This is a genomic window from Cobetia sp. Dlab-2-AX, assembly GCF_024124625.1.
Taxonomy (GTDB): Bacteria; Pseudomonadota; Gammaproteobacteria; order Pseudomonadales; family Halomonadaceae; genus Cobetia.
The window spans coordinates 630,378-650,271 of the sequence record NZ_JAMXRV010000001.1; the positions used below are offsets into that span (position 1 = coordinate 630,378).

The window sequence follows — 19,894 nt, forward strand, 5'->3', positions numbered from 1 at the left end:
CTCGCGTCAACCGCCAGACGATAGACAAGCGAACAGACACAAGACACAGACAACACGCCAGGGGCTGCGCCCCGACGACGAAGCCATCAGGAGATGCCACCATGAGTCACACACGTGCCGATCAGATTGCCGCGCTCGAAAAGGACTGGGCCGAGAATCCGCGCTGGAAAGGGATCACTCGCCCCTATTCCGCCGAGGATGTGGTGCGCCTGCGCGGTTCCGTCCAGGAAGCCAACACCTTGGCGACCCGCGGTGCCGAGAAGCTCTGGAAACTGGTCAATGGTGATGCCAAGAAGGGCTATGTCAACTGTCTGGGCGCCCTGACCGGTGGCCAGGCCATGCAACAGGTGAAGGCCGGTATCGAAGCCATCTATCTGTCCGGCTGGCAGGTGGCTGCCGACAACAACACCAGCGAAGCCATGTACCCAGATCAGTCGCTCTATCCGGTGGATTCCGTGCCGACCGTGGTCAAGCGCATCAACAACACCTTCCGTCGCGCCGACCAGATCCAGTGGCAAAAAGGGGCCAACCCCGGCGATGCCGGCTTCGTCGATTACTTCGCGCCTATCGTGGCGGATGCCGAGGCCGGTTTCGGTGGCGTGCTCAACGGTTACGAGTTGATGACCGCCATGATCCGTGCGGGTGCCTCCGGCGTGCACTTCGAGGACCAGCTGGCCTCTGTCAAGAAGTGTGGTCACATGGGTGGCAAGGTACTGGTGCCGACTCAGGAAGCGGTGCAGAAGCTGGTGGCCGCCCGTCTGGCCGCTGACGTGGCAGGTGTGCCGACCCTGGTCATCGCACGTACCGATGCCAACGCCGCTGACCTGATTACCTCCGATGTCGATGACTACGACAAGCCGTTCCTGACCGGTGAGCGCTCCGACGAAGGCTTCTATCGCGTCAAGGCAGGTCTGGATCAAGCCATTGCCCGCGGTCTGGCCTACGCGCCCTACTCCGACCTGATCTGGTGCGAAACCGCCAAGCCGGACCTCGAGGAGGCGCGCCGCTTCGCCGAAGCGATCAAGAAGGAATACCCGGACCAGCTGCTGGCCTACAACTGCTCGCCTTCCTTCAACTGGAAGAAGAACCTCGACGATGCCACCATCGCCAAGTTCCAGCAGGAACTGTCGGACATGGGCTACAAGTACCAGTTCATCACTCTGGCCGGTATCCACAACATGTGGTTCAACATGTTCGATCTTGCCTACGACTATGCGCAGGGCGAAGGCATGAAGCACTACGTCGAGAAGGTGCAGGAAGCCGAATTCGCGGCAGCCGAGAAGGGCTATACCTTCGTGGCGCACCAGCAGGAAGTCGGTACCGGCTACTTCGATGACATGACCAACGTCATTCAGGGCGGCAACTCCTCCGTCACCGCGCTGACGGGTTCCACGGAAGAAGACCAGTTCTAAGAGGACCCGTTCCAGGCGCTGCCAGCGGCGCCATCACGACAGCAAGCTCGAGGCACAGGTGTCTCGAGATGACGGGAAGGCACCTCGACATCATGCCGGGATTGCACGAGGTGCCTGGCCCACGACTGACTGAAGCCCGCTCACGCGGGCTTTTTCGCGTGCATACGACGTGAAGCCCCTCGACCGGAGGCGATACGCCGAAGGCAGAACGGCGGGTGGTAGCATTCATGCGACAGGCAAGAACCAGATTTGCATCATCTCAGCGTGTCAGACCGGGAACCCGTCCAGATCCACGTGGTCTATAATGTTAAGAAACAGTGTTCTCGCACGCTCGGCGTGACTAGAATCTGCTGGCGGCCCAAGGAAGTGATCGCCTACCTGAGCCTTGCTCTCTCAGCACTCGGCATTATCCATCACAACCTCAAGCTGCACCGCATCATGCGAGGAGATACACCATGACACTCTCACTGACTCACAAACGATCGACTGGCGCACGCCGCTGGCTGCCCGTGATCGCACTCGGCGTGCTGACGCTTGGCGGCTGCGCGAACAGCGACATCTATTCCGGCAACGTCTATACCGGCGATCAGGCCAAGCGCGCACAGTCCGTCAGCTACGGCACCATCACCTCACTGCGACCGGTGCAGATCCAGGCACAGGATGAAGGCAGCGGCGTGCTCGGTGGCCTGGGGGGTGCGGTCGTCGGCGGCCTGCTCGGCAGCCAGATCGGCGGCGGCTCCGGCCGTGCGATCGCCACTGCCGCGGGCGCCATCGGCGGCAGCGTGGCCGGCAAGTCGATCGCCGACAACGTCGACCAGATCGACGCCTACGAGATTGAAGTCCGCCGCGATGCCGGCGACAGCCTCATCGTCGTCCAGAAAGCCGACACCGCCTTCTCGGTTGGCCAACGTGTCCGCCTGGTCGGCTACGGCGCCAACCTGAGCGTCGCGCCTTATTGAGTCTCCGACGGCTGGCGCTCCCCTGTCGGGGCGCCAGCCGCTTTGTTTCTGCGCCCTTTATCGATTCCTGCCGCAAGCTCTGCGCGGGCAGCACTGCCACACTTTACCTTCGACTCGCCAAGCGAGCGCATTCCCGCATCTCTCGCGCCTTTCACATCTCTTGCGCTCCCGTATTTACATCCGCCTCATCTCCTCCTGCTTGCTGCCCCCGTTTATTTCTCCTTGTCCCGTCGCTTCGTATTCCCTCCTCCGGTTACACGCATGAACGGTTCGTCTCAGCGAACAATCTGCAGATCGCCTATTGATTAACAGGCTATGAAATCGTGATTTTTTGTGCAAAGTTATACATATGCAGCCTAACTTGACTCTGTGTACAACTTTTCGTTCCAGGAGTTGCGATGCGTCCCGTCACTGCCCGTCCAGCAGGTTCTCACCCAGGCACCCGCAAGCTGTCTTGTAGCACGTCATCTTCAAGAAGCTCCCCCCGCGCTTGCCCCAGCGCAGTCAATGACAGTCCCGGCGGTGCCACCGCCCTCAGCCATGCCCCGCAGATGGCGCCGGCCTTCTCGACCCGGCGCCTGGGCATGGCATTGATCATGCTGGGTGCGGTGGCATTGGCCCCCATGGTGGAGGCAGCCGAGGACGAGGGTGGCGTGCTGTCATTGAAGGTCGAGAACGACATTCTCACCTCCGGCGATGATGGCCATTACACCAACGGCTTTGCGTTGAGCTACACCTTCGAGACACCAGAGCAGCACTGGTCACGCTCATTCGCGGACTGGGTGCCCGGCTTCAGCGCTGCGCGACTGGACGCCACGGCCTACCGCTTCGGGCAGCAGATCTATACCCCCAATGACATCACGCGAGAGCAACCAGATCAGGATGACCGCCCCTACGCAGGCTACCTGTTCGGTGGCGTCTCGCTGTTCGCCGGTGAAGAAGGAGATGACTGGCGACGGGTGGATACCTTCAATCTGGATCTCGGTATCGTCGGCCCGGCCTCGGGCGCCAAGGATGCCCAGAAGGCGGTACACAAGCTGACCAGTAGCGATGAGCCGGAAGGCTGGGATCACCAGCTGCACAACGAGCCGGTGATCAATACCGGCTGGCAGACGCAGCTATGGCTGCCCGCCAGGGCCGCAGGGCTGGAGGTGGAATACGGGCCATCCGCCTCCGTGGCGCTGGGCAATCTCTACACCTATGCGGGCGTCGGAGGCGGAGTACGCATCGGCCAGGGGCTGACCCGCAGCTACGGGATACCGACAGTCGCGCCAGCCCAGGGCGGCCGTCAGTACTTCCATTCCGACGGCGACTTCGCCTGGTACCTGTTCGCCAATATCGAGGGCCGCGCGATGGCCTACAACATGCTGCTGGATGGCAATGGCTTCGAGGACAGTGCCTCGGTGGACCGTCGCCCACTGGTCGGCGATCTGCAGATGGGCTTCGCGCTCAGCTGGCAACGCTGGCAGCTGGCGTTCGTCAACGTGTGGCGCACTCACGAATTCGAGACGCAGCAGGAAAGCGATCAATTCGGCTCGCTGACGCTCTCGACCTGGCTGTGAGTCAGCGCTGAGCTGCAATCGGCACTGACAGGCAGCGATGGCTGAGCAGAGCCCGATGAGAAGAGTCCGATGAGAAAAGCCTGATGGGCAGAAACAGATGAGCAGAAACAGAAAGGCCGGGCAGATAGCCCGGCCTTTCTGTCTGCGGGAAACGTCATGCTTCCCAGAAGGTTGCTGCTGGTGAGATCAGTGCATCTTGACCTTGCTCATGCCCCAGCAGATCAGCTTGCCGCCGATCAGAACGATCAGCGCCAGCACGATCAATGCCATCAGCATGGAGATGGGGTTGACGATGAAGGTCGCCCCCAGGATACCCAGGGCCACGCCCCAGACGTAGCGGTCACCGCTATCGATGCTCAGAGCCTCTGGCAGGACACGCTTGACGGTGGCACCCAGCGAGCCTTCCCAGCGGTTCAAGCACAGCATGAAGATCGCAGCGAAGCTCACCAGCCAGATCAATGTCACGGTCATCGAAATTCTCTCCTGAAAAATAGGGTCGCATGGCGCCTGACCTGAGTTGTCATTTCCCGTCAGGCGACGGGACAGAGTGTGCAGAGCGAGGCCACCTCGGGCCGCGCGTCAGAATCCGCAATATCCGAGTAGGCAGAGTAACCAGACCCCGTGGCCCTCGCAAGCCATCGCCCCAACCTTGCATGGCCGCCAGCAGCAAGCCCGCTGTGCGCTGACAGGGTAACCCCGCCAGACACCTGATGATCCAACCGTTTTGCTCCTTTGTTCACCGATGGCGTCTGGGGTGAGAAAAAACCTGCCTCAGGGTTGAAATGCACGCCTGCGAGCGTCACCTATACTTTCAAGACAAGGTAACGTGCGCTGGATTGCCTCTCTGGCAATGTCATCAGCGGGCCAAGAGCCACGTGATACGCGGCTTTTTTCCAGTTTCCCCCCTGACAGTCACCTCAGGGGCACGTTACCATTGACGTTCATATACCTATCGAAAGGCTCTCATCATGCAAATCGCCCAGAATGCCGTCGTATCCTTCCACTACACCCTGACCAACAACGAAGGGGAAGTGCTGGATAGCTCCGAAGGCCGCGAGCCGCTGGCCTACATCCACGGCGCTGGCAACATCGTCCCGGGCCTCGAGAAGGAACTCGATGGCAAGACTTCCGGCGACGAGCTGAAAGTTGCCGTCTCTCCGGAAGAAGGTTACGGCGAAGTCCAAGAAGCCCTGGTCCAGGAAGTGCCGCGTGAAGCCTTCCAGGGTGTCGAAGACATCGAAGCTGGCATGCAGTTCCAGGCGCAGACCCAGGGCGGCCCGCTAATGGTCACCGTCACAAAGGTCGAAGGCGACACTGTCACTGTCGATGGCAACCACCCGCTGGCCGGCGAAACCCTGAACTTCGACGTGCAGATCACCAACGTGCGTGAAGCTTCTGCCGAAGAGCTGGAACACGGCCACGTTCACGGCGAAGGTGGCGTGGAGCACTAAGCTCCGCCTCTTCCCTCATCTGAGGCCTCGCCCCGGATGAGCGCCTCCCACAGTGTGGGAGGCCGGAACCGAAAGCCCCGCGACTGAGTCATCAGTCGCGGGGCTTTTTCGTGTCTGGCTTCGTGTCTGGCTTCGTGTCGGCCTGGCTGGCTTGGCGCGCTGGTCAGACTGGCTCAGCCATCGATTCACAGCCCTGATCACTCATGCTCCCGGATCAGGCACCGCAGTCGGGCGGCGTGGCATCGCTGGAAAGGCTCAGACCACGAAACAGCGCCGTGGCATCCCCGGCGGCATTGTCGCCGTCAGCCATCAGCGCAAGACCGGCAATCTCGCTCGGCTTGCTGTCAAACAGTGACGCGTAATCAGCACGCAGGTCGCGCACCTCCGCCACCCACTGTCCTACCTTCTCGTCACCGGATTCAACCGCCAGCAGCACGGCACGATCCGTGAAGGCGTTGTCCCAATGGCTGCCTTTAGCTTCATTGCTGGACCAGACGTAATTGATGGCTTCCACCTGCCACGGCAGGATGCCGGTCTTGTTGACCACATAGAGGCGTGCCGGATAGTCATCGCCGCCCTTGGTCTTCTCGTTCAGGCCCGGATAGATGCCATCCACCTGCCAGCACCATTTCAGGTAGGGCGTCTCTTCGAGCGAGATTTCCTGCTCCAGATAGCGTGCGGACGCCTGGCCCCGGGCGCGCGCCTCGAGCGCAGGGCTGCCGTCGCGCTCCACCACGCGATAGGCCGTCTGGCCTTCAAAGGTCTTCTCACCCCAGGCAAGAATCTGCGCAGGCGAGAAACTCCTGTCAGCCGCGTGGGCCACAGAGGGCAGTAGCGCCGTCAGCAGGCCGCTGGAGGCGACTGCCGCGAACAGGGGCAGGAATGACGGCAACTGACGGGAAGCAATCTTCATTGGCAGGACTCCGATGTGCCTGAGCAAGGCAAGTGAGGAAGGTGAAACGCCATGTCACCGGGACGGCTAGGTTCGCAGCGCATCAATCTGGGACGATGCCGTGATGCTCGTTCTGGTCCTGGGCTCGCAAGGTGACATACCCTCCCCATACGCGCGTCAGCGTGGTCAGGATGCATGCCGCGGCGAAGATCCACGCCAGCCATGCGAAATGCTGTGGCATCAGGCAAGCCAACACGAAGAAGGCAATGGTCTCGGTGCCTTCGGTCAGGCCATCCAGATAATAGAAGGCCTTGCGCGTGAAATTGGGTCGCTCCAGCTGATGCTTGGCCGCCATGATGGCGAAGGCCAGAAAGCTCGAGCCCGTGCCGACGAAGGCGAACAGCAGCGCCACCGCCGCCATCGCATTGGCGGCAGGGTCTGCCAGGGCGAAACCCACCACCACAGCGGCGTAGAACAGGAAATCGAGACAGATATCCAGAAAGCCACCGGCATCGGAGCTCAGGCCGGCGTGCCGCGCCAGCGCGCCATCCAGCCCGTCCACCACCCGATTGATCAGGATCGCGGCCAGCGCGAGACCGAAATGCCCATAAGCCAGCAACGGCAACGCCAGCATGCCGATGGCGAAGCCTGCGAGGGTCAGCTGATCAGGATGCAGACCGCGCGCCGCCGCACTTTTCGCAAGACGTTTCAGAGGCGGCTGTACCCAGCGTGAGGTCCACTTGTCCAGCATGTTGCATCTACTCCCATGAAGTCGTTGAGATCATCGTCATTCCAGCGCCTGACAGGCGCTCAGCCGCGCGTCGGCGAGACCGAGCGCCCGGCAGGTACCGCACGCGCCAGCAGGTAGACCACCAGCGGCAGACAAGCCTGCAGGCAGGCGGCCACCGCGGTCAGACGTGGGTCGGCCCCCGTCGCCAGCGCCAGGGTTTCGGTGGTCAGGGTCGGGACACGCCCGCCGCCCAGCACCACCGTCGGCACGTATTGCGCGATGCTGACCGCGAAGGCCACTGCCCAGCTGATGGCCAGCGGCCTGAGCATCAGGCGCAGGCGGATACCGATCAGCACCTCGAGCCGTGAACGCCCCAGCAGGCGTGCTGCCTGCTCGAGTCGGGTATCGAAGCGCGCCCAGGGTCCGGCCAGCGTCAGCCAGGCGTAAGGCAAGGCGAACAGCAGATGGCCGATCACCACTCCCGCCCAACCGGGGCTGGCCCCCAGGCTCAACCAGCCGACCTGAAAGCCGAACAGGAAGCTGGCCTGCGGCAGCAGCAATGGCAGATAGAGGCAGACCACGAAGCCGCGCAGGCGGCCACTTTCCCGCTCACGCTCGAACACCGCGACGCTGAGGATGACGGCCAGCGTCGCCACCAGCAGCGCCAGCCACAGGCTGTTGCTGAAGGCATCCCCCAGGCCAGCGAGGGCCTGGTGCCAGCTCTCCCAGCCCCAACGAGACGGCAACAGCGCAGGGAAGAACCAGCTCCTGGCCACCGATTGCACACCAATCACCACGAAAGCGAGCAGTGAGATCAGCGTGACCCCGCCCAGCACTCCGCGCGCGACACGCCCGAACATGACTTCACTCGCCAGCGCCAGGCGGCTTGCGCGCGCCGGGTGATGGCTCAATACCCAGTCGCGGTGCCAGGTGAGCAAAGCGCGTCCCAGCGCCGCGCCCAGCGCCATCATCCCGATCACCAGCAGGGCCAGCATCAGGGCGCCGACACTCGCCGGCAGACGCGCCGTCGGGTCACTGTCACGCCACAGTTCGATCAGGCGGACTGCCAGCGTCGGCGTGCGCGTCGGCCCCAACACCTGGGCCACATCCACCACCGCCAGCGAGTAGGCCAGTACCGCACCGATGGGCAAGGCGATCGCGCGCATCACCTGGGGCATCAGAATACGCCAGCGCAGTTGAGGGATGCTGTAGCCGAGCGCCTGGCCTGCCTGCAGTTGCGCCGTGACCGGCAGGCGTGACAGCGCCGTCTGCGCCATCAGCATCAAGAATGGCGCCTCCTTGAGCGCCAGACCGACCGCCAGCGAGATGCCATGGGCATCCGGCAGCGGATACTGCGGCGGCACCAGCACCTCGAAAGGTGCCAGCAGCAGGCGCATCAGCACGCCGCTGGGCGCCGCCAGCCACAGCAGCCCCAGTGCCAGCGCCAGATGCGGCATCGCCAGTATCGGGGCCAGCAGACGCTCCATGCGCTCACCGAAGCGAGTCCCGGCGGCCGCCGAGACCCACCCCATGGTCAAAAGCACCGCCAGCAACGTGCCGCCGAGGCCACTGACCAGCGTCAGACGAAAGCCCTCCGCCAGTCCGGGCAAGGCCCACCAGCGTTGCCAGGCGACCGCCGAGACCTCCTCGAAGCCCAGTGTCGGCCACAGCCCGAAGGCCGGCGCGACCAGTCCGGCCAGCCCCAGCGCCGTCGGGCCGAGCAGCAACAGCAGGACGCCCCAGCGCAGCACTCGGGCGGGCGTCAGCGGCGCGTGACCAGTGGCGGGCGCGACACGCCAGCGATCAGCGACCCATTGCGTCATTTGCGATAGCGTCGCGCCCACTCGGCCTCCAACGCATCGGTCCAGCTCGGGTGTGGCTCGCTGAGCGGTGTGCCCAACGCCTCTGGCGACATGCTGCCGGGCAGCTGCGGCAAGGCCTCGAAGGCGGCGCGTTCTTGCGGCGGCAGGCGGGCGACATCCAGCACCGTGTCATCGCCCCAGCGCGAGGGGTCGGCCTTGGCGGCCTGGGCCTCGGCGGACATCAACTGATTGATCCACACCAGTGCAGCGGCCTTGTGCGGTGCACTGGCCGGAATCGCAAGATAGTGCACATTGCCGAGGGTGCCACCGTCATGGATATACGGCTCGATGGTCGGTGGCAGCCGCCCTTCCTGACGGGCATTGGCCACTTCCTGAGGCACGAAGGTCAGCGCTATCCACACGCTGCGCTGAGCGAGCAGTTTCATCTGCTCTTCGGCACCGGCAGGCTGACGCTCGCCCTGCGCCCACATCAGCGGATGCAGCGCATCGAGGTAGTCCCACAGCGGTGCGGTCACCTCAGCGAACTGAGCATCACTCGCCACGGGAGATGCCAGCACCTCGCGCTGCTCGGCGGGCAACAGCTCCAGCAACGCCTGCTTGAGGAAGGTGGTGCCGTGGAAGCTGGGCGGCTGCGGATAGGTCACGCGCCCGGGATGCTCTCTGGCCACCTCCAGCAGTGCCTGCATCGAGCGCGGCGGCGATTCCAGCAGCGCGGTGTCGTACATGAAGATCAGCTGCGCACGCCCCCAGGGCGCCTCCATGCCATCGGTGGCGAGCCCGAAATCGCGCGCGCCGATCTCCTCGAGCAGATAGTCACTGTTGGGCAGGCGCTCGACGAAGGGCCCCCACACCAGCTCGGCCTGCTTGAGCGCACGGAAGTTCTCGCCGTTGATCCAGATCACATCGATGCTGCCATCACGGCGCCCGGCTGCCTTCTCGGCCAGCAGGGTCGAGACGCTCTCGGCGGTATCGGCGATCTTGACGTGGCGCACCTCGATGCCATGCCGCGCTGCTGCCGTCTCGGCCTGGGCACGCAGATAGGCGTTGGTCGCCTCACTGCCGCCCCAGGCATGAAAGTCGATACGTTGACCACGTGCGCGTTCGGCGATCACCTGCCACTCGAGCGAAGCGAGCTCAGGGGTCGGGCGCCCGGCCTGCGCATCGGCCGCATACGCCAGTGCCGTGGACCAGGGCGAAGCACTCACGCCCGCTATCAACAGCAAGGATCCGCCCATCAACGCCAGGGCACGACGACGGCCTGGCTTGTGATTCGTCTCCATGAGGGGATCTCCTGATAGGAAAATGCCGCGTCCCGGACATGCGGGTGCGCGGCATCAGTCATCGATTAGTGTTTTTCAGCAGCCGGAGCACTCACGGTGTCCGTCGCCTTGAGCGTCTTGGTCGGTTCGAAGCGGCCGTTGCGGCGCCAGGTGAAGTAACGATCGAGCACCTTGAGCACGCCTTCCGGCTTGTGGGCATTCTTCCACATGCCAGCCGCGGCCTTGTTGGCTTCCGACAGTGTCGGGTACGGATGGATGGTGGAGAGGATCTTGTTGAGGCCGATGCCATGCTTCATCGCCATGGTGAACTCGGCCAGCCACTCCCCTGCATAGGCACCGACCAGCGTCACACCCAGGATGCGATCACGCCCCTTCTCGGTGAGTACCTTGACGAAGCCTTCGGTGGCCCGCTCGGCCAGCGCACGATCGCTCTCACCCATCTCGTAATGGGTGACCTCGTACTCATAGCCCTGGGCCTTGGCTTCGGTCTCATTGAGGCCGACACGTGCCACTTCCGGCTCGGTATAGGTGACCATCGGCATGATACGGTAGTCGACCTTGAAGGTCTTCAGGCCACCGAACAAGGCGTTGACCGCCGCGTGCCACGCCTGATGACCCGCCGCATGGGTGAACTGGTAGGGGCCAGCCACATCGCCGCATGCCCAGATGTTCGGCTGCAGGGTCTGCAGCGACTCGGAGACATCGATGGTACCGCGCTCGGACACCGCGATGCCCAGCGCTTCCAGACCGAAGCCTTCGACATTGGCTTCGCGCCCGATGGCCACCAGCAGCTCGTCGAACTCGATCCAGCTCTCCTCGCCGTCGGAAGAGCTCACGACCAGATGGCGCATTGGCTGACTGTCCTTGTCCTTGAGCACCTCGATGCGCGTGGCGGTGGAATTGATGCGCAGATCGACGCCCTCACCAGCCAGCTGCTCGTGCATCAGCGTGCTGACTTCCTCATCTTCACGCGGCATCACCCGTGGCGCACCCTCGATGATGGTGACGTGACTGCCCAGGCGCGCGAAGCTCTGACCCAGCTCCATGCCGATCGGGCCGGAACCCAGCACGACCAGGCGCTTGGGCTGCACCCTGAGATCCCACAGATTGTCAGAGGTCAGCGGCGTGATCAGCTCGATCCCGGGGATCGCAGGCACACGCGGACGAGCACCGGTGGCGATCACCACATTGCGGGTGGTCAGCACACGCCCATCGACTTCCACTTCCCAGGGCGTCCTGAGTCTGGCATTGCCGGTATGGACTTCCACGCCCAGGCTCTCGTAGCGCTCGATGCTGTCATGCGGTTCGACACTCTCGACCACGTCCTGCACATGGCCCATCACCTTGGCGAAATCGATTTCCGGCTCACTGGCGGTGATCCCGAAACGCTGGGACTGGCGAATTTCATGAGCCGCACGTCCGGCACGGATCAACGCCTTGGAGGGTACACAGCCGGTGTTGAGACAATCCCCCCCCATCTTGTGACGCTCGATCAGCGCGACACGTGCATTCACGGCAGAAGCGATATAGCTGGTCACCAGACCCGCCGAACCGGCACCGATCACGACCATGTCGTAGTCGAAGGTCTTCGGCTTGTCGAAGGCCGCCTGCTGCTTGCGCTTGCGCAGCACGCCGACGATCTTCTTGGCGATCAGCGGGAAGACGCCCAGTGCAATGAAGGAGGCGATCAGTCCCGGCGAGAGGATGCCGGACAGCGACTCGAGCTGGCCCAGTTCACGCCCGGCATTCACGTAGATGGCGGTTCCGGCGAGCATGCCCAGCTGACTTGCCACGTAGAAGGTGACCACGCGCATGCGGGTCAGGCCCATCACCAGATTGACGATGAAGAACGGGAAGACCGGTACCAGGCGCAGCGTGAACAGATAGAAACCACCCTCACGCTCGACGCCACGATTGAGGGATTCCAGCTGACGGCGGAAGCGCTTCTCGATGCTCTCGCGCAGCAGAGTGCGGGAAATCAGGAAGGCCAGCGTCGCACCGATGGTGCTGGCGAAGGAGATCAGCAATAGCCCCCAGCCGAAGCCGAACAGCGCGCCCCCCAGCAGCGTCAGCAGTGCTGCCCCGGGCAGCGAGAGTGCCGCCATCGCCACGTAGACGACGAAGAAGGTGCCCGCGACCTTGTACGGCGATTCCGCGAACAACGCCTGGAATTCCGCCTGGCTGGCCTTGAGGCTCTGCAGAGTGAAGTAGTCCTGTGCCCCGCTGGCAAAGAACACCACGATGGCAGCGACGATGGCGCCTAGAAGCAGTAACTTGCGTTTATTCACTGGCGATTTCCTTTTCGATTCCTGCCGTCATGGGCATGTCATTGGGAGGTACCGTGTCCTTACGAGGCATGTCGCTGACTGGATGCACTGATTCGCGTAGCGGGGTGAATGGCTGTGGCTTGATCACGACAACGGTAACGTTTCATTCTGCATGTTCGCATCCATCCCACGTTTATTCGCGTAGAACCCTGATACAGGCAGTGAGTGAATGGCAAGGCCAGCCACCTCGCAGCCCACCGGGACATGGAGATTTCCATGTTCTCACTTCGAAGGAATGACGCCTTTCCCGGAGACACCATGACCCGATACACGCGAATCCCCTTCCCAGCGCTCAGACGCCTCACGCCACTGGCAAGCCTGCTCGGCGGCCTGCTGATTGTCGGCCACGCCAATGCCTTCGACCCGGAAACGGCGCCCAAGGGCGTCGCCGAGGGTGTCGCCCAGGGCCAGGAAGTCGCCATCTTCGCCGGTGGCTGCTTCTGGTGCATGGAGGGACCCTTCGACAAGCTGGACGGTGTGATCTCGACCACCTCCGGCTATACCGCCGGCGAACAGGACAATCCGACCTACAAGCAGGTCTCCTCGGGCAGCACCGGGCACACCGAAGCGGTCAAGGTGGTGTACGAGCCGGAAAAGGTCAGCTACGACACCCTGCTGGATGTCTTCTGGCACAACATCGACCCGGTCGCGGTGGATCGCCAGTTCTGTGATGCCGGCACCCAGTACCGCAGCGGCATCTACCCCCTCGATGAGGCCCAGCGTGACGCCGCCGAGGCCAGTCGCGAGGCGCTGAAAGACAGATTCCCCGAAGGCATCGCCACCGAGATCGAGGCGGCAGGCCCCTGGTATGCGGCCGAGGACTACCATCAGGACTTCTACAAGAAGAACCCGGTGCGCTATCGCTTCTACCGCGCCGGCTGTGGCCGCGATGATCGTCTGGAGGAGATCTGGGGTGACGACGCCCCCGCGCACTGATTCCGCCCTCCAGGCCCTCTGAACGACAACGGCTCGCCATCTGGCGAGCCGTTGTCGTTTGCGTGCTCTGCTGTCTGAGCTGATCTCAGTCTCGATACTGCGTGGCGGCCCGGCGCCAGCACAGGGTCGCCAGCGCGAAGGTCACCGCCAGCACCATTACGCTGGCGGCCACCACCCCGGGCCATCCGGCAGCCTGCCAGAAGGGTTCCAGCCAGAAGCCACCGAGACTCGCGCCCAGATAGTAGGCAGTCAGATACAGCGCACTGGCACTGGCCCGCGCGCCTTCGGCATTGCGTCCGACCCAGGCCGAGGCGGTGGCATGCGCGAGGAAGAAGCCGAAGGCATTCAGGCTCAGGCCGATCAGCATGCCGATCAGCGAATGGCTCAGCGTCAGCAGCGTGCCAAGCACCACGATGCCGGTGCCCAGCATCATGGTCAATGCCTGACCGCGTCGCTGAGCGATCGCCAGCGCGGCCTCGCCGTCCTCAGGCGCGGCCCCCGACAACAGACGCCGTGCCAGCCGGCCAGACTGGGAGGCGCCGAAGGTGCCTGCCAGATAGGTCAGGAACAACAGCCCCAGCCATTGACTGCTGAGTGACCAGGGCGCCTCACTCAGTCGGAATGTCATGTAGCTGTAGAGATTGACGAAGATGAAGAAATTCAGCCCGCCGAGCAGGAATACCGGCCACAGACGGGGGTTGCGAAGATGACGTCCCAGGCCTGCCAGCATGCTGCTCAGCTTGAGCGGCTGGGCGACGAAGCGTCTCTGGCGCGGCAGCAGCTGCCATAACGCCCCCAGCACCAGCAGGCTGACACCGCCGATGGCGGCAAAGCTGGCCTGCCAGCCCCAATGCTCCGCAATCACGCCCCCCGCGACCCGCCCGGAGATGCCGCCCAGTGAATTGGCGCTGATATAGAGCCCCACCGCCACCATCAAGGCGGGTTGCTCCATCTCGTCACTCATGTACGCCACTGCCACCGCCGGCAGGCCGCCGAGCAGAAAGCCCTGCAGCGCGCGCACCGCCAGCAGCGACCAGAAGCCCTCGGCGAACAGGGCCAGTCCTGAACAGGCCACCCCGCCGGCCAGGGTCCACAGCAGGATACGCCGCCGCCCCAGTGCATCGGACAGCGGACCGAACACCAGCAATGCGAGAGCCAGCGTCAGGGTGCTTACCGACAGGGACAGACTCGCCTGCAGCGAGCTCAGGCCCAGATCCGTCGCCAGCAGCGGCAGCAGCGGTTGCACCAGATAGAGGTTGATGAAGACCACGAAGGAGCCCAGACACAGCGCCTGGGTCATGCGCCGCCAGTCACGCCCGCGCGCCTTGAGCGGCTCGGGCAGCTCTGTCTGTGCGGCGGAGAACGAGGCGTCGGAATCGGGGGAAGAAGACGCGGAAAGCGATGAAGCCATCAGGTACCTGCACTCAATCAAGCATGGGGATGGTGCCAGTCTGCGCCGCGCGCTCGCATCAGTAAAATAGCTCGACATGATGCTGCCCATCAGCAAAGCTGATGGCAATGGCGGCACTGGGATGACGCAAACTGCGCCGAGAAGGGAGCCGCACTGTGAAAGGACTCCACGATGAAAAGAGCCTCGCGTTAAAAAGAACCTCGCGCTGAAAGGAACTTCGCGATCAAAAGGACCCCGCGATGAAATTGCCCTTCGATCTGCGTGCACTCGAGATTTTCGTCAGTGTCGTCGAGCATCAGAGCTTCACGTCCGCCGCTCAAAACCTCAGCCTGGCCCAGTCAGCAGTCAGCCAGTCGATCGCCGGGCTCGAAAGCCGACTGGGCACGCAGCTGCTGGTCAGAGGCTCACGCGGTCTGCGCCTGACACCGGCCGGCGACACGCTGCTCGAACATGCCCGGCCCATGCTGCAACAGGCACAGCGCGCGGCACTGGCGATGGCCGAGCTCGAGGGGCTGGTCAAGGGCGAGGTGCGCATCGGCGTCTCCTCGATGCTCGGCTCCTACTACTTCCCGCCCCTGTTGATGGCGTTCAAGGCACGCTACCCCGACATCAAGCTCAGCGTGATCGAGGGCGGTACCCTGAGCCTGCGCCGGATGATCGACAATGCCGAGCTGGATCTGGGCGTCATCGTCGAGGATCAGCTCGGCACCGACACCCACGGCCTGATTCGACGCCACTTCCTGAGCGAGGAAATGGTGGTCTGCCTGGCGAACGATCATCCGCTGGCCGCCCGCACGCAGATCAGCGTCGAGGAGTTCTTCGCCGAGGAGCTGGTGGTCTTCAAGCGCGGCTACTTCCATCGCGACTTCATCGAGCGCCTGGCCAGCCAGCATGGTCTCGCGCCGAGCATCGCCTTCGAATCGAACCTGATCGCCCTCAACAAGGCGATCGTCGCGCGCGGCTTCGGGATCACCACCTTCCTCAAGCGTGTGGTCGAGGACGACCGTGAAGAGAACAACCTGACCGCCGTCTCCTTCGATGAGCCCGCCTGGCTTGAGCTGTCACTCGCCTGGCGCCGCGAGCGCGGCCTGTCGCGTGCCGAGCAGGCGCTGGTCGATTTCGTCATTGAACACTCGGCAGCCGGGAGGCCCACCTCGGACGCCTTGAGCGCTGATGATCAGGCCCGCAGCATTGCACTGGATCCCCCTTCCTGAGAGTGGCTGACATTTGCCGGGGCTCAGAAACGACAACACCCGGCCAGGGCCGGGTGATGTCGAAGAAGACACTTGTTTATTCAAGGGCCTGTCTATTCAAGGGCCTGTCTATTCAAGGGCTTGTCTGTGTCAGCGCTTGTCTGTTTCAGTGCCAAGTGTGATCGGCTCACTGGCTGCGCATGGCCAGCTTCATCTGCATGGCCTCGTAGGGCATCGGGCGACGCGACTGCCAGTAGTGCTGGGACCAATAGACATTGTCGAGTCGCGACAACTTCACGCCACGCGAGGTGGAGGCGTGCAGGAAGTAGCCGTTGCCGACATAGACCCCCACATGGTTGTAACGACGTGAGGGACGGAAGAAGACCAGATCACCCGGCTTGAGCTGCGACTTGTCGATACGCTTGCCACGCTTCACCTGGTCAGTAGTGGTACGCGGCAGATCGATACCGAAGCCATCACTGAAGACATGCTGCATCAGGGCGGAGCAATCGATGCCGCGGGTGTTGGTTCCCCCCAGACGATAGGGCGTCCCGGCCCAGCGATCATGCTCTTCCAGCAGGACATCGCGGATGCTCGGCCCAGACATGGCGTAGTCCTGCGACTCGGCGACCGGCTGGGGCGCGGACTGGCGATAGCGCTTGAGCTTCGGCAGTTCCGGCAGATCCACATCGTAGTAGGCCACTTCATTGGACGGTGTTGAGTGGCTGGCACAGCCTGCCACACCCAGTGGCAGGATCAGAAAACAGCATAATAACGCGTGGCGCATCCAGCATTCCTCGTCGTGGGCCCGGCGCTGGAAGGGTGAAGGTGAGCAGCGCTTGCGGACGGCGATAACCATTGATGCATGACGATGATCGTTGATCGATCAGGGATAACACGGTGACCATCTGACAAGGTGTGCCGGATCAGGCAGCAGCACACCTTGCAGCACGATGACGACAGACAGATGACAAACCCAAGTCGTTCGCAGGATAGTAGTTCATGTCTCCGCAAACCGTATGCCATTACCGCAGAATTTAGACCAAAGCATCAGAGAACGTACCCCTGCCGCTCACCCGACCTGGGTTGAATCCCGCTCAGTGCAACGTGCGAGCGTCTCCGCTCAGCACATCCAGATGCAACGCCGGCCAATGCCCCGGGCGCGCGCCCGGAAAATCGAGACTCGACCAGGCACCGGCCAGCGGTGGCGCCGCCGTCAACCACTGGATGAGCGCATCGCGGAAGCCGCGCAGGAAGTTGTCACGCTGGTCGGTGTCGCCCATGAAGAAGGCATAGCCGGCGAACAGCCCACGGGCATATTCCTTCCAGCTGCCGTAGTGGTCACGCGCCATCGCATAGGCGCTGTCCAGATAGGCAGTGAAGGTCGTGTCGTCCAGCCAGCCCAGCTGTCGCCCGGCAATCGCGAGGTCCACCATCTGGGCGATGTCCCACGCTGCCATATCCAGCTCGTTGCAGCGCGCCTCGTTGTCCCTGACGCGTCGCAGACGGTCCAGATGCACCTGCTCATCATCGCCGCGCTCGGCGCTTTCCAGCACGTCGATCTCATTGTCGAGACGAGCGCGATTGAGGGTGTAGGGGCCGTAATTGATCTGGTATTCGTCCCGATCACCGGCATCGCGCAGGAAGTCGAGGAAGCCCTTGAGCGCCTCGGCATTGGCGAGGCCGTAATGACCTTCGAGCCAACCGCTGAGTTCCTCGACGCCCCGCCCGTACTCCACCATCGGCTCGCCCCAGCACGGCGTATTGAGCGGGCCGCTCAGCGCCAGCGCCGTGAAGCGATCCAGACTCGGGCGCAGCCCCGGCTCCTGCCAGTCGCTGGCCCGCCAGTCGAGCCAATGGAACAGGCTGCCGGGGTCATCGAGATGCCAGCGGATCTCGTTGACCAGCGGATGGTCCTCGAGTTCCGGCACCGCGGATTCCCATACCGCCCAGGCTTCCAGCAGACGCGTGGCGTCCGGATAGTAGCGGCACAGGGCACTGCGCAGACGCTCGGCACACTGGGCCAGCTCATCGGCGGGGAAATCACCGCTGTCCTGCACCATCAGAAGATAGAAGGCGTACTTCTCGGCCATCACCACACTGGCAGGATAGCGATGACAGACGGCCAGCCGCTGACGGCGCTCCAGCTCGACGGCATCGGCACGTCCGAAGGGCGTCTGGGCATCGGGCAAGGCACCACGCGCGGCATCGGCGGCCAACTGATTGAGATGATGCGCCTGCGCCGGCAGCCAGAAGCGCGCCATGCCCTGCACGCCATCGCGGGTGTCCAGCGCCAGCGTCTCATTGAGATATTGACGTGCCTCTTCGCGGCGCGCCGTATCGACCTCGGCGACAAGCCCCTGACGATAGAGCAGGTCAGGCTCGCGGACACTGGCGATGGCCAGCACCCAGTGGCGGCTGTCATTGCGCCACGCGCGAATCGCCGTGCGGCAGCGCTCACGCTGGGCGGCAGGCAGCAGCGCATGCAGCTCGCAACGCAGCGGCGTCAGCGGTGACGCCATCAGCGGACGCCAGTCACTCTCGGTGTCGCGGGTCAGATCGACACCCTCGAACAGGCTGCGACCGCGCTGATAGGCGCGGGCCACGCCCTGCCAGTCGGCATAGCGGCGCACCAGCAGGTCGATGCCGTGGGCGGCGAAGTCCTCGCCCTCCTCACGACTCAGCCAGCCGGCACATAGCCCGGCGAAGGCGAGATCGACCAGACGCAGCCAGTCCCAGGCGGCGAATTCCAGCGGCTCCCCACGATCGAGATACTGCAGCAGCAGCTCGCCGTAGGCCGCGGGTGACGGGGGCTTTTCCAGCCCGCCATCGGCGACGTCGATGCTGGAGGAGGCATGCGCGGGGGCGCCCTTGCGCCCTGCCGACTTGCGTTCGGCCTCTTCCTGAGCCGCGTCCGCTTCCAGCTCATCCAGCCACTTGGCACGCTCGCTGTCGCTGGCCGTCATCAGGCGTGCGCTGTCGATGTCCCAGCCATAGCGATGCCCCTGGGAGGCTAGCCACAGCAACAGTCGAATCAGCTCATCACGCCCGGTGATCGCCCAGGTCTCGGCCAGCCAGCGCGTGACGTCCGGCCAGTGCGCCGCGGCGTCAAAACCGCTGACACCGTCTTCGTGCGGGCCGCTGTCATCGGTGGTCAATGTCCGACCGCCGAGCCACGGCGAGAAGATGGCGCGCGCCATCCAGACCCGGTCGCGCTCACCCTGAGGCCAGAGCTGCGTAACCGTCACCGGAGGCTGTGCCTCCAGCGCCTCCAGCAGACGCGGCCAGGTGACACCGGCGTCTTCGTGCTCCAACTGGGACAGCGCGAGACTGGCCTCGAAGAAGCCATCATCGCCTCGCGTCCAGCCCGCATCGCTGCGCGAATGGGCCAGGGCCTTGAGCCAGTCATCCAGCGAGGTGAAACGCCCGCCGATCGCCGTGAGCAGACGTATCAGCCAGGCACGCGTGCGCGCCTCCGACAGCCAGCCGGCGGTACGTGCCAGCGCCAGCAATTCCAACGCCTCCAGCTGGTGCAGCGGGTCCGGGGTGTCATGGGGGAAAGCCTCCAGCAGACGCCATCCCAACTCCCCCGCATCCGGGACTTCTTGGGCCTTCAGACGCGCGCACGCCTGGGCCGGTGTCCACATCGTTTCCGGCGCGGCACTGAAACCCCAACCGCACAACACCAGCTGTTGCCCCCACCAGGCACTCAGGGGTTCGACCAAGGCACACCTCACGACTCGATAGGATTCGACTGACGCAACACTTGCGACCGGGCAACTCGCAACCGGCGGCGCATAGTGTAACGGAAAGGGGCTTGCGGCGATGCCCCTCACGCAGGATAGCGAGCACGAACCACACCCTGACGCCCGATGACAAAGGCACTGTCATCGGGCGTCAGGGTGTGGGTGGCCGCGA

At 63.6% G+C, this 19,894-nt stretch carries 15 protein-coding genes; 6 read left to right on the plus strand and 9 right to left on the minus strand.

Annotated features, from left to right (window positions below; all coding sequences use genetic code 11):
* Nucleotides 1–101 precede the first annotated feature (101 nt).
* From aceA to NH396_RS02730, 3 genes are all read left to right on the plus strand, one after another.
* Nucleotides 102–1,412 (plus strand): isocitrate lyase, encoded by a 1,311-nt coding sequence (gene aceA, locus NH396_RS02720; protein WP_253061421.1) that lies wholly within the window; start codon nt 102–104, stop codon nt 1,410–1,412.
* A 455-nt stretch (nt 1,413–1,867) separates the two neighbouring features.
* The gene (locus NH396_RS02725) at nt 1,868–2,371 is read left to right on the plus strand and encodes a glycine zipper 2TM domain-containing protein (RefSeq protein ID WP_052384587.1); all 504 of its coding nucleotides are present in this window, start codon (nt 1,868–1,870) and stop codon (nt 2,369–2,371) included.
* Nucleotides 2,372–2,955: 584 nt separating this feature from the next.
* Nucleotides 2,956–3,933 (plus strand): lipid A deacylase LpxR family protein, encoded by a 978-nt coding sequence (locus NH396_RS02730; protein ID WP_253061423.1) that lies wholly within the window; start codon nt 2,956–2,958, stop codon nt 3,931–3,933.
* A 186-nt stretch (nt 3,934–4,119) separates the two neighbouring features.
* Here NH396_RS02730 and NH396_RS02735 read toward each other — a convergent pair whose 3' ends face one another.
* Entirely contained in the window at nt 4,120–4,404 is a 285-nt protein-coding gene (locus NH396_RS02735) for a hypothetical protein (protein ID WP_166018928.1), read from the minus strand.
* A gap of 497 nt (nt 4,405–4,901) precedes the next feature.
* Here NH396_RS02735 and NH396_RS02740 point away from each other — a divergent pair, with 497 nt between their 5' ends.
* Nucleotides 4,902–5,384: a peptidylprolyl isomerase gene (locus NH396_RS02740; protein ID WP_043333860.1), complete on the plus strand. Its 483-nt coding sequence runs from the start codon at nt 4,902–4,904 to the stop codon at nt 5,382–5,384.
* A gap of 214 nt (nt 5,385–5,598) precedes the next feature.
* Here NH396_RS02740 and NH396_RS02745 read toward each other — a convergent pair whose 3' ends face one another.
* The 5 genes from NH396_RS02745 to NH396_RS02765 all read right to left on the minus strand — a co-directional run bounded on the left by NH396_RS02745 (nt 5,599) and on the right by NH396_RS02765 (nt 12,397).
* The gene (locus NH396_RS02745) at nt 5,599–6,297 is read right to left on the minus strand and encodes a DUF3047 domain-containing protein (protein ID WP_253061425.1); all 699 of its coding nucleotides are present in this window, start codon (nt 6,295–6,297) and stop codon (nt 5,599–5,601) included.
* 82 nt (nt 6,298–6,379) lie between these two features.
* Nucleotides 6,380–7,027: a CDP-alcohol phosphatidyltransferase family protein gene (locus NH396_RS02750; RefSeq protein WP_253061427.1), complete on the minus strand. Its 648-nt coding sequence runs from the start codon at nt 7,025–7,027 to the stop codon at nt 6,380–6,382.
* A gap of 59 nt (nt 7,028–7,086) precedes the next feature.
* On the minus strand, nt 7,087–8,829 hold the full coding sequence (locus NH396_RS02755) for a hypothetical protein (RefSeq protein WP_253061429.1): 1,743 nt from the start codon (nt 8,827–8,829) through the stop codon (nt 7,087–7,089).
* Nucleotides 8,826–10,109 (minus strand): ABC transporter substrate-binding protein, encoded by a 1,284-nt coding sequence (locus NH396_RS02760; RefSeq protein WP_253061431.1) that lies wholly within the window; start codon nt 10,107–10,109, stop codon nt 8,826–8,828. The genes NH396_RS02755 and NH396_RS02760 overlap by 4 nt, the downstream gene beginning before the upstream one ends.
* Before the next feature lie 65 nt (nt 10,110–10,174).
* Complete coding sequence (locus tag NH396_RS02765; protein WP_253061433.1) at nt 10,175–12,397, minus strand: FAD-dependent oxidoreductase; 2,223 nt, start codon at nt 12,395–12,397, stop codon at nt 10,175–10,177.
* 297 nt (nt 12,398–12,694) lie between these two features.
* Between NH396_RS02765 and msrA the strand changes: the two genes are divergently transcribed.
* Complete coding sequence (gene msrA / locus NH396_RS02770; protein ID WP_176677752.1) at nt 12,695–13,372, plus strand: peptide-methionine (S)-S-oxide reductase MsrA; 678 nt, start codon at nt 12,695–12,697, stop codon at nt 13,370–13,372.
* An 85-nt stretch (nt 13,373–13,457) separates the two neighbouring features.
* On the opposite strand, the gene NH396_RS02775 is transcribed toward msrA, so the two are convergent.
* Complete coding sequence (locus NH396_RS02775; protein ID WP_253061435.1) at nt 13,458–14,783, minus strand: MFS transporter; 1,326 nt, start codon at nt 14,781–14,783, stop codon at nt 13,458–13,460.
* Nucleotides 14,784–15,022: 239 nt separating this feature from the next.
* On the opposite strand from NH396_RS02775, the gene NH396_RS02780 reads away from it, so the two are divergent.
* Nucleotides 15,023–15,997 carry a LysR family transcriptional regulator gene (locus NH396_RS02780; protein ID WP_253061437.1) on the plus strand — a complete coding sequence of 325 codons (975 nt, stop codon included), beginning with the start codon at nt 15,023–15,025 and terminating at the stop codon, nt 15,995–15,997.
* Nucleotides 15,998–16,163: 166 nt separating this feature from the next.
* On the opposite strand, the gene NH396_RS02785 is transcribed toward NH396_RS02780, so the two are convergent.
* Both NH396_RS02785 and NH396_RS02790 read right to left on the minus strand, forming a co-directional pair.
* On the minus strand, nt 16,164–16,763 hold the full coding sequence (locus NH396_RS02785) for an NlpC/P60 family protein (protein WP_306424363.1): 600 nt from the start codon (nt 16,761–16,763) through the stop codon (nt 16,164–16,166).
* 310 nt (nt 16,764–17,073) lie between these two features.
* Nucleotides 17,074–19,701, minus strand: a complete 2,628-nt coding sequence (locus tag NH396_RS02790; RefSeq protein ID WP_253061439.1) for a YbeU/YbeR family protein — start codon at nt 19,699–19,701, stop codon at nt 17,074–17,076.
* Between the last annotated feature and the right edge of the window lie 193 nt (nt 19,702–19,894).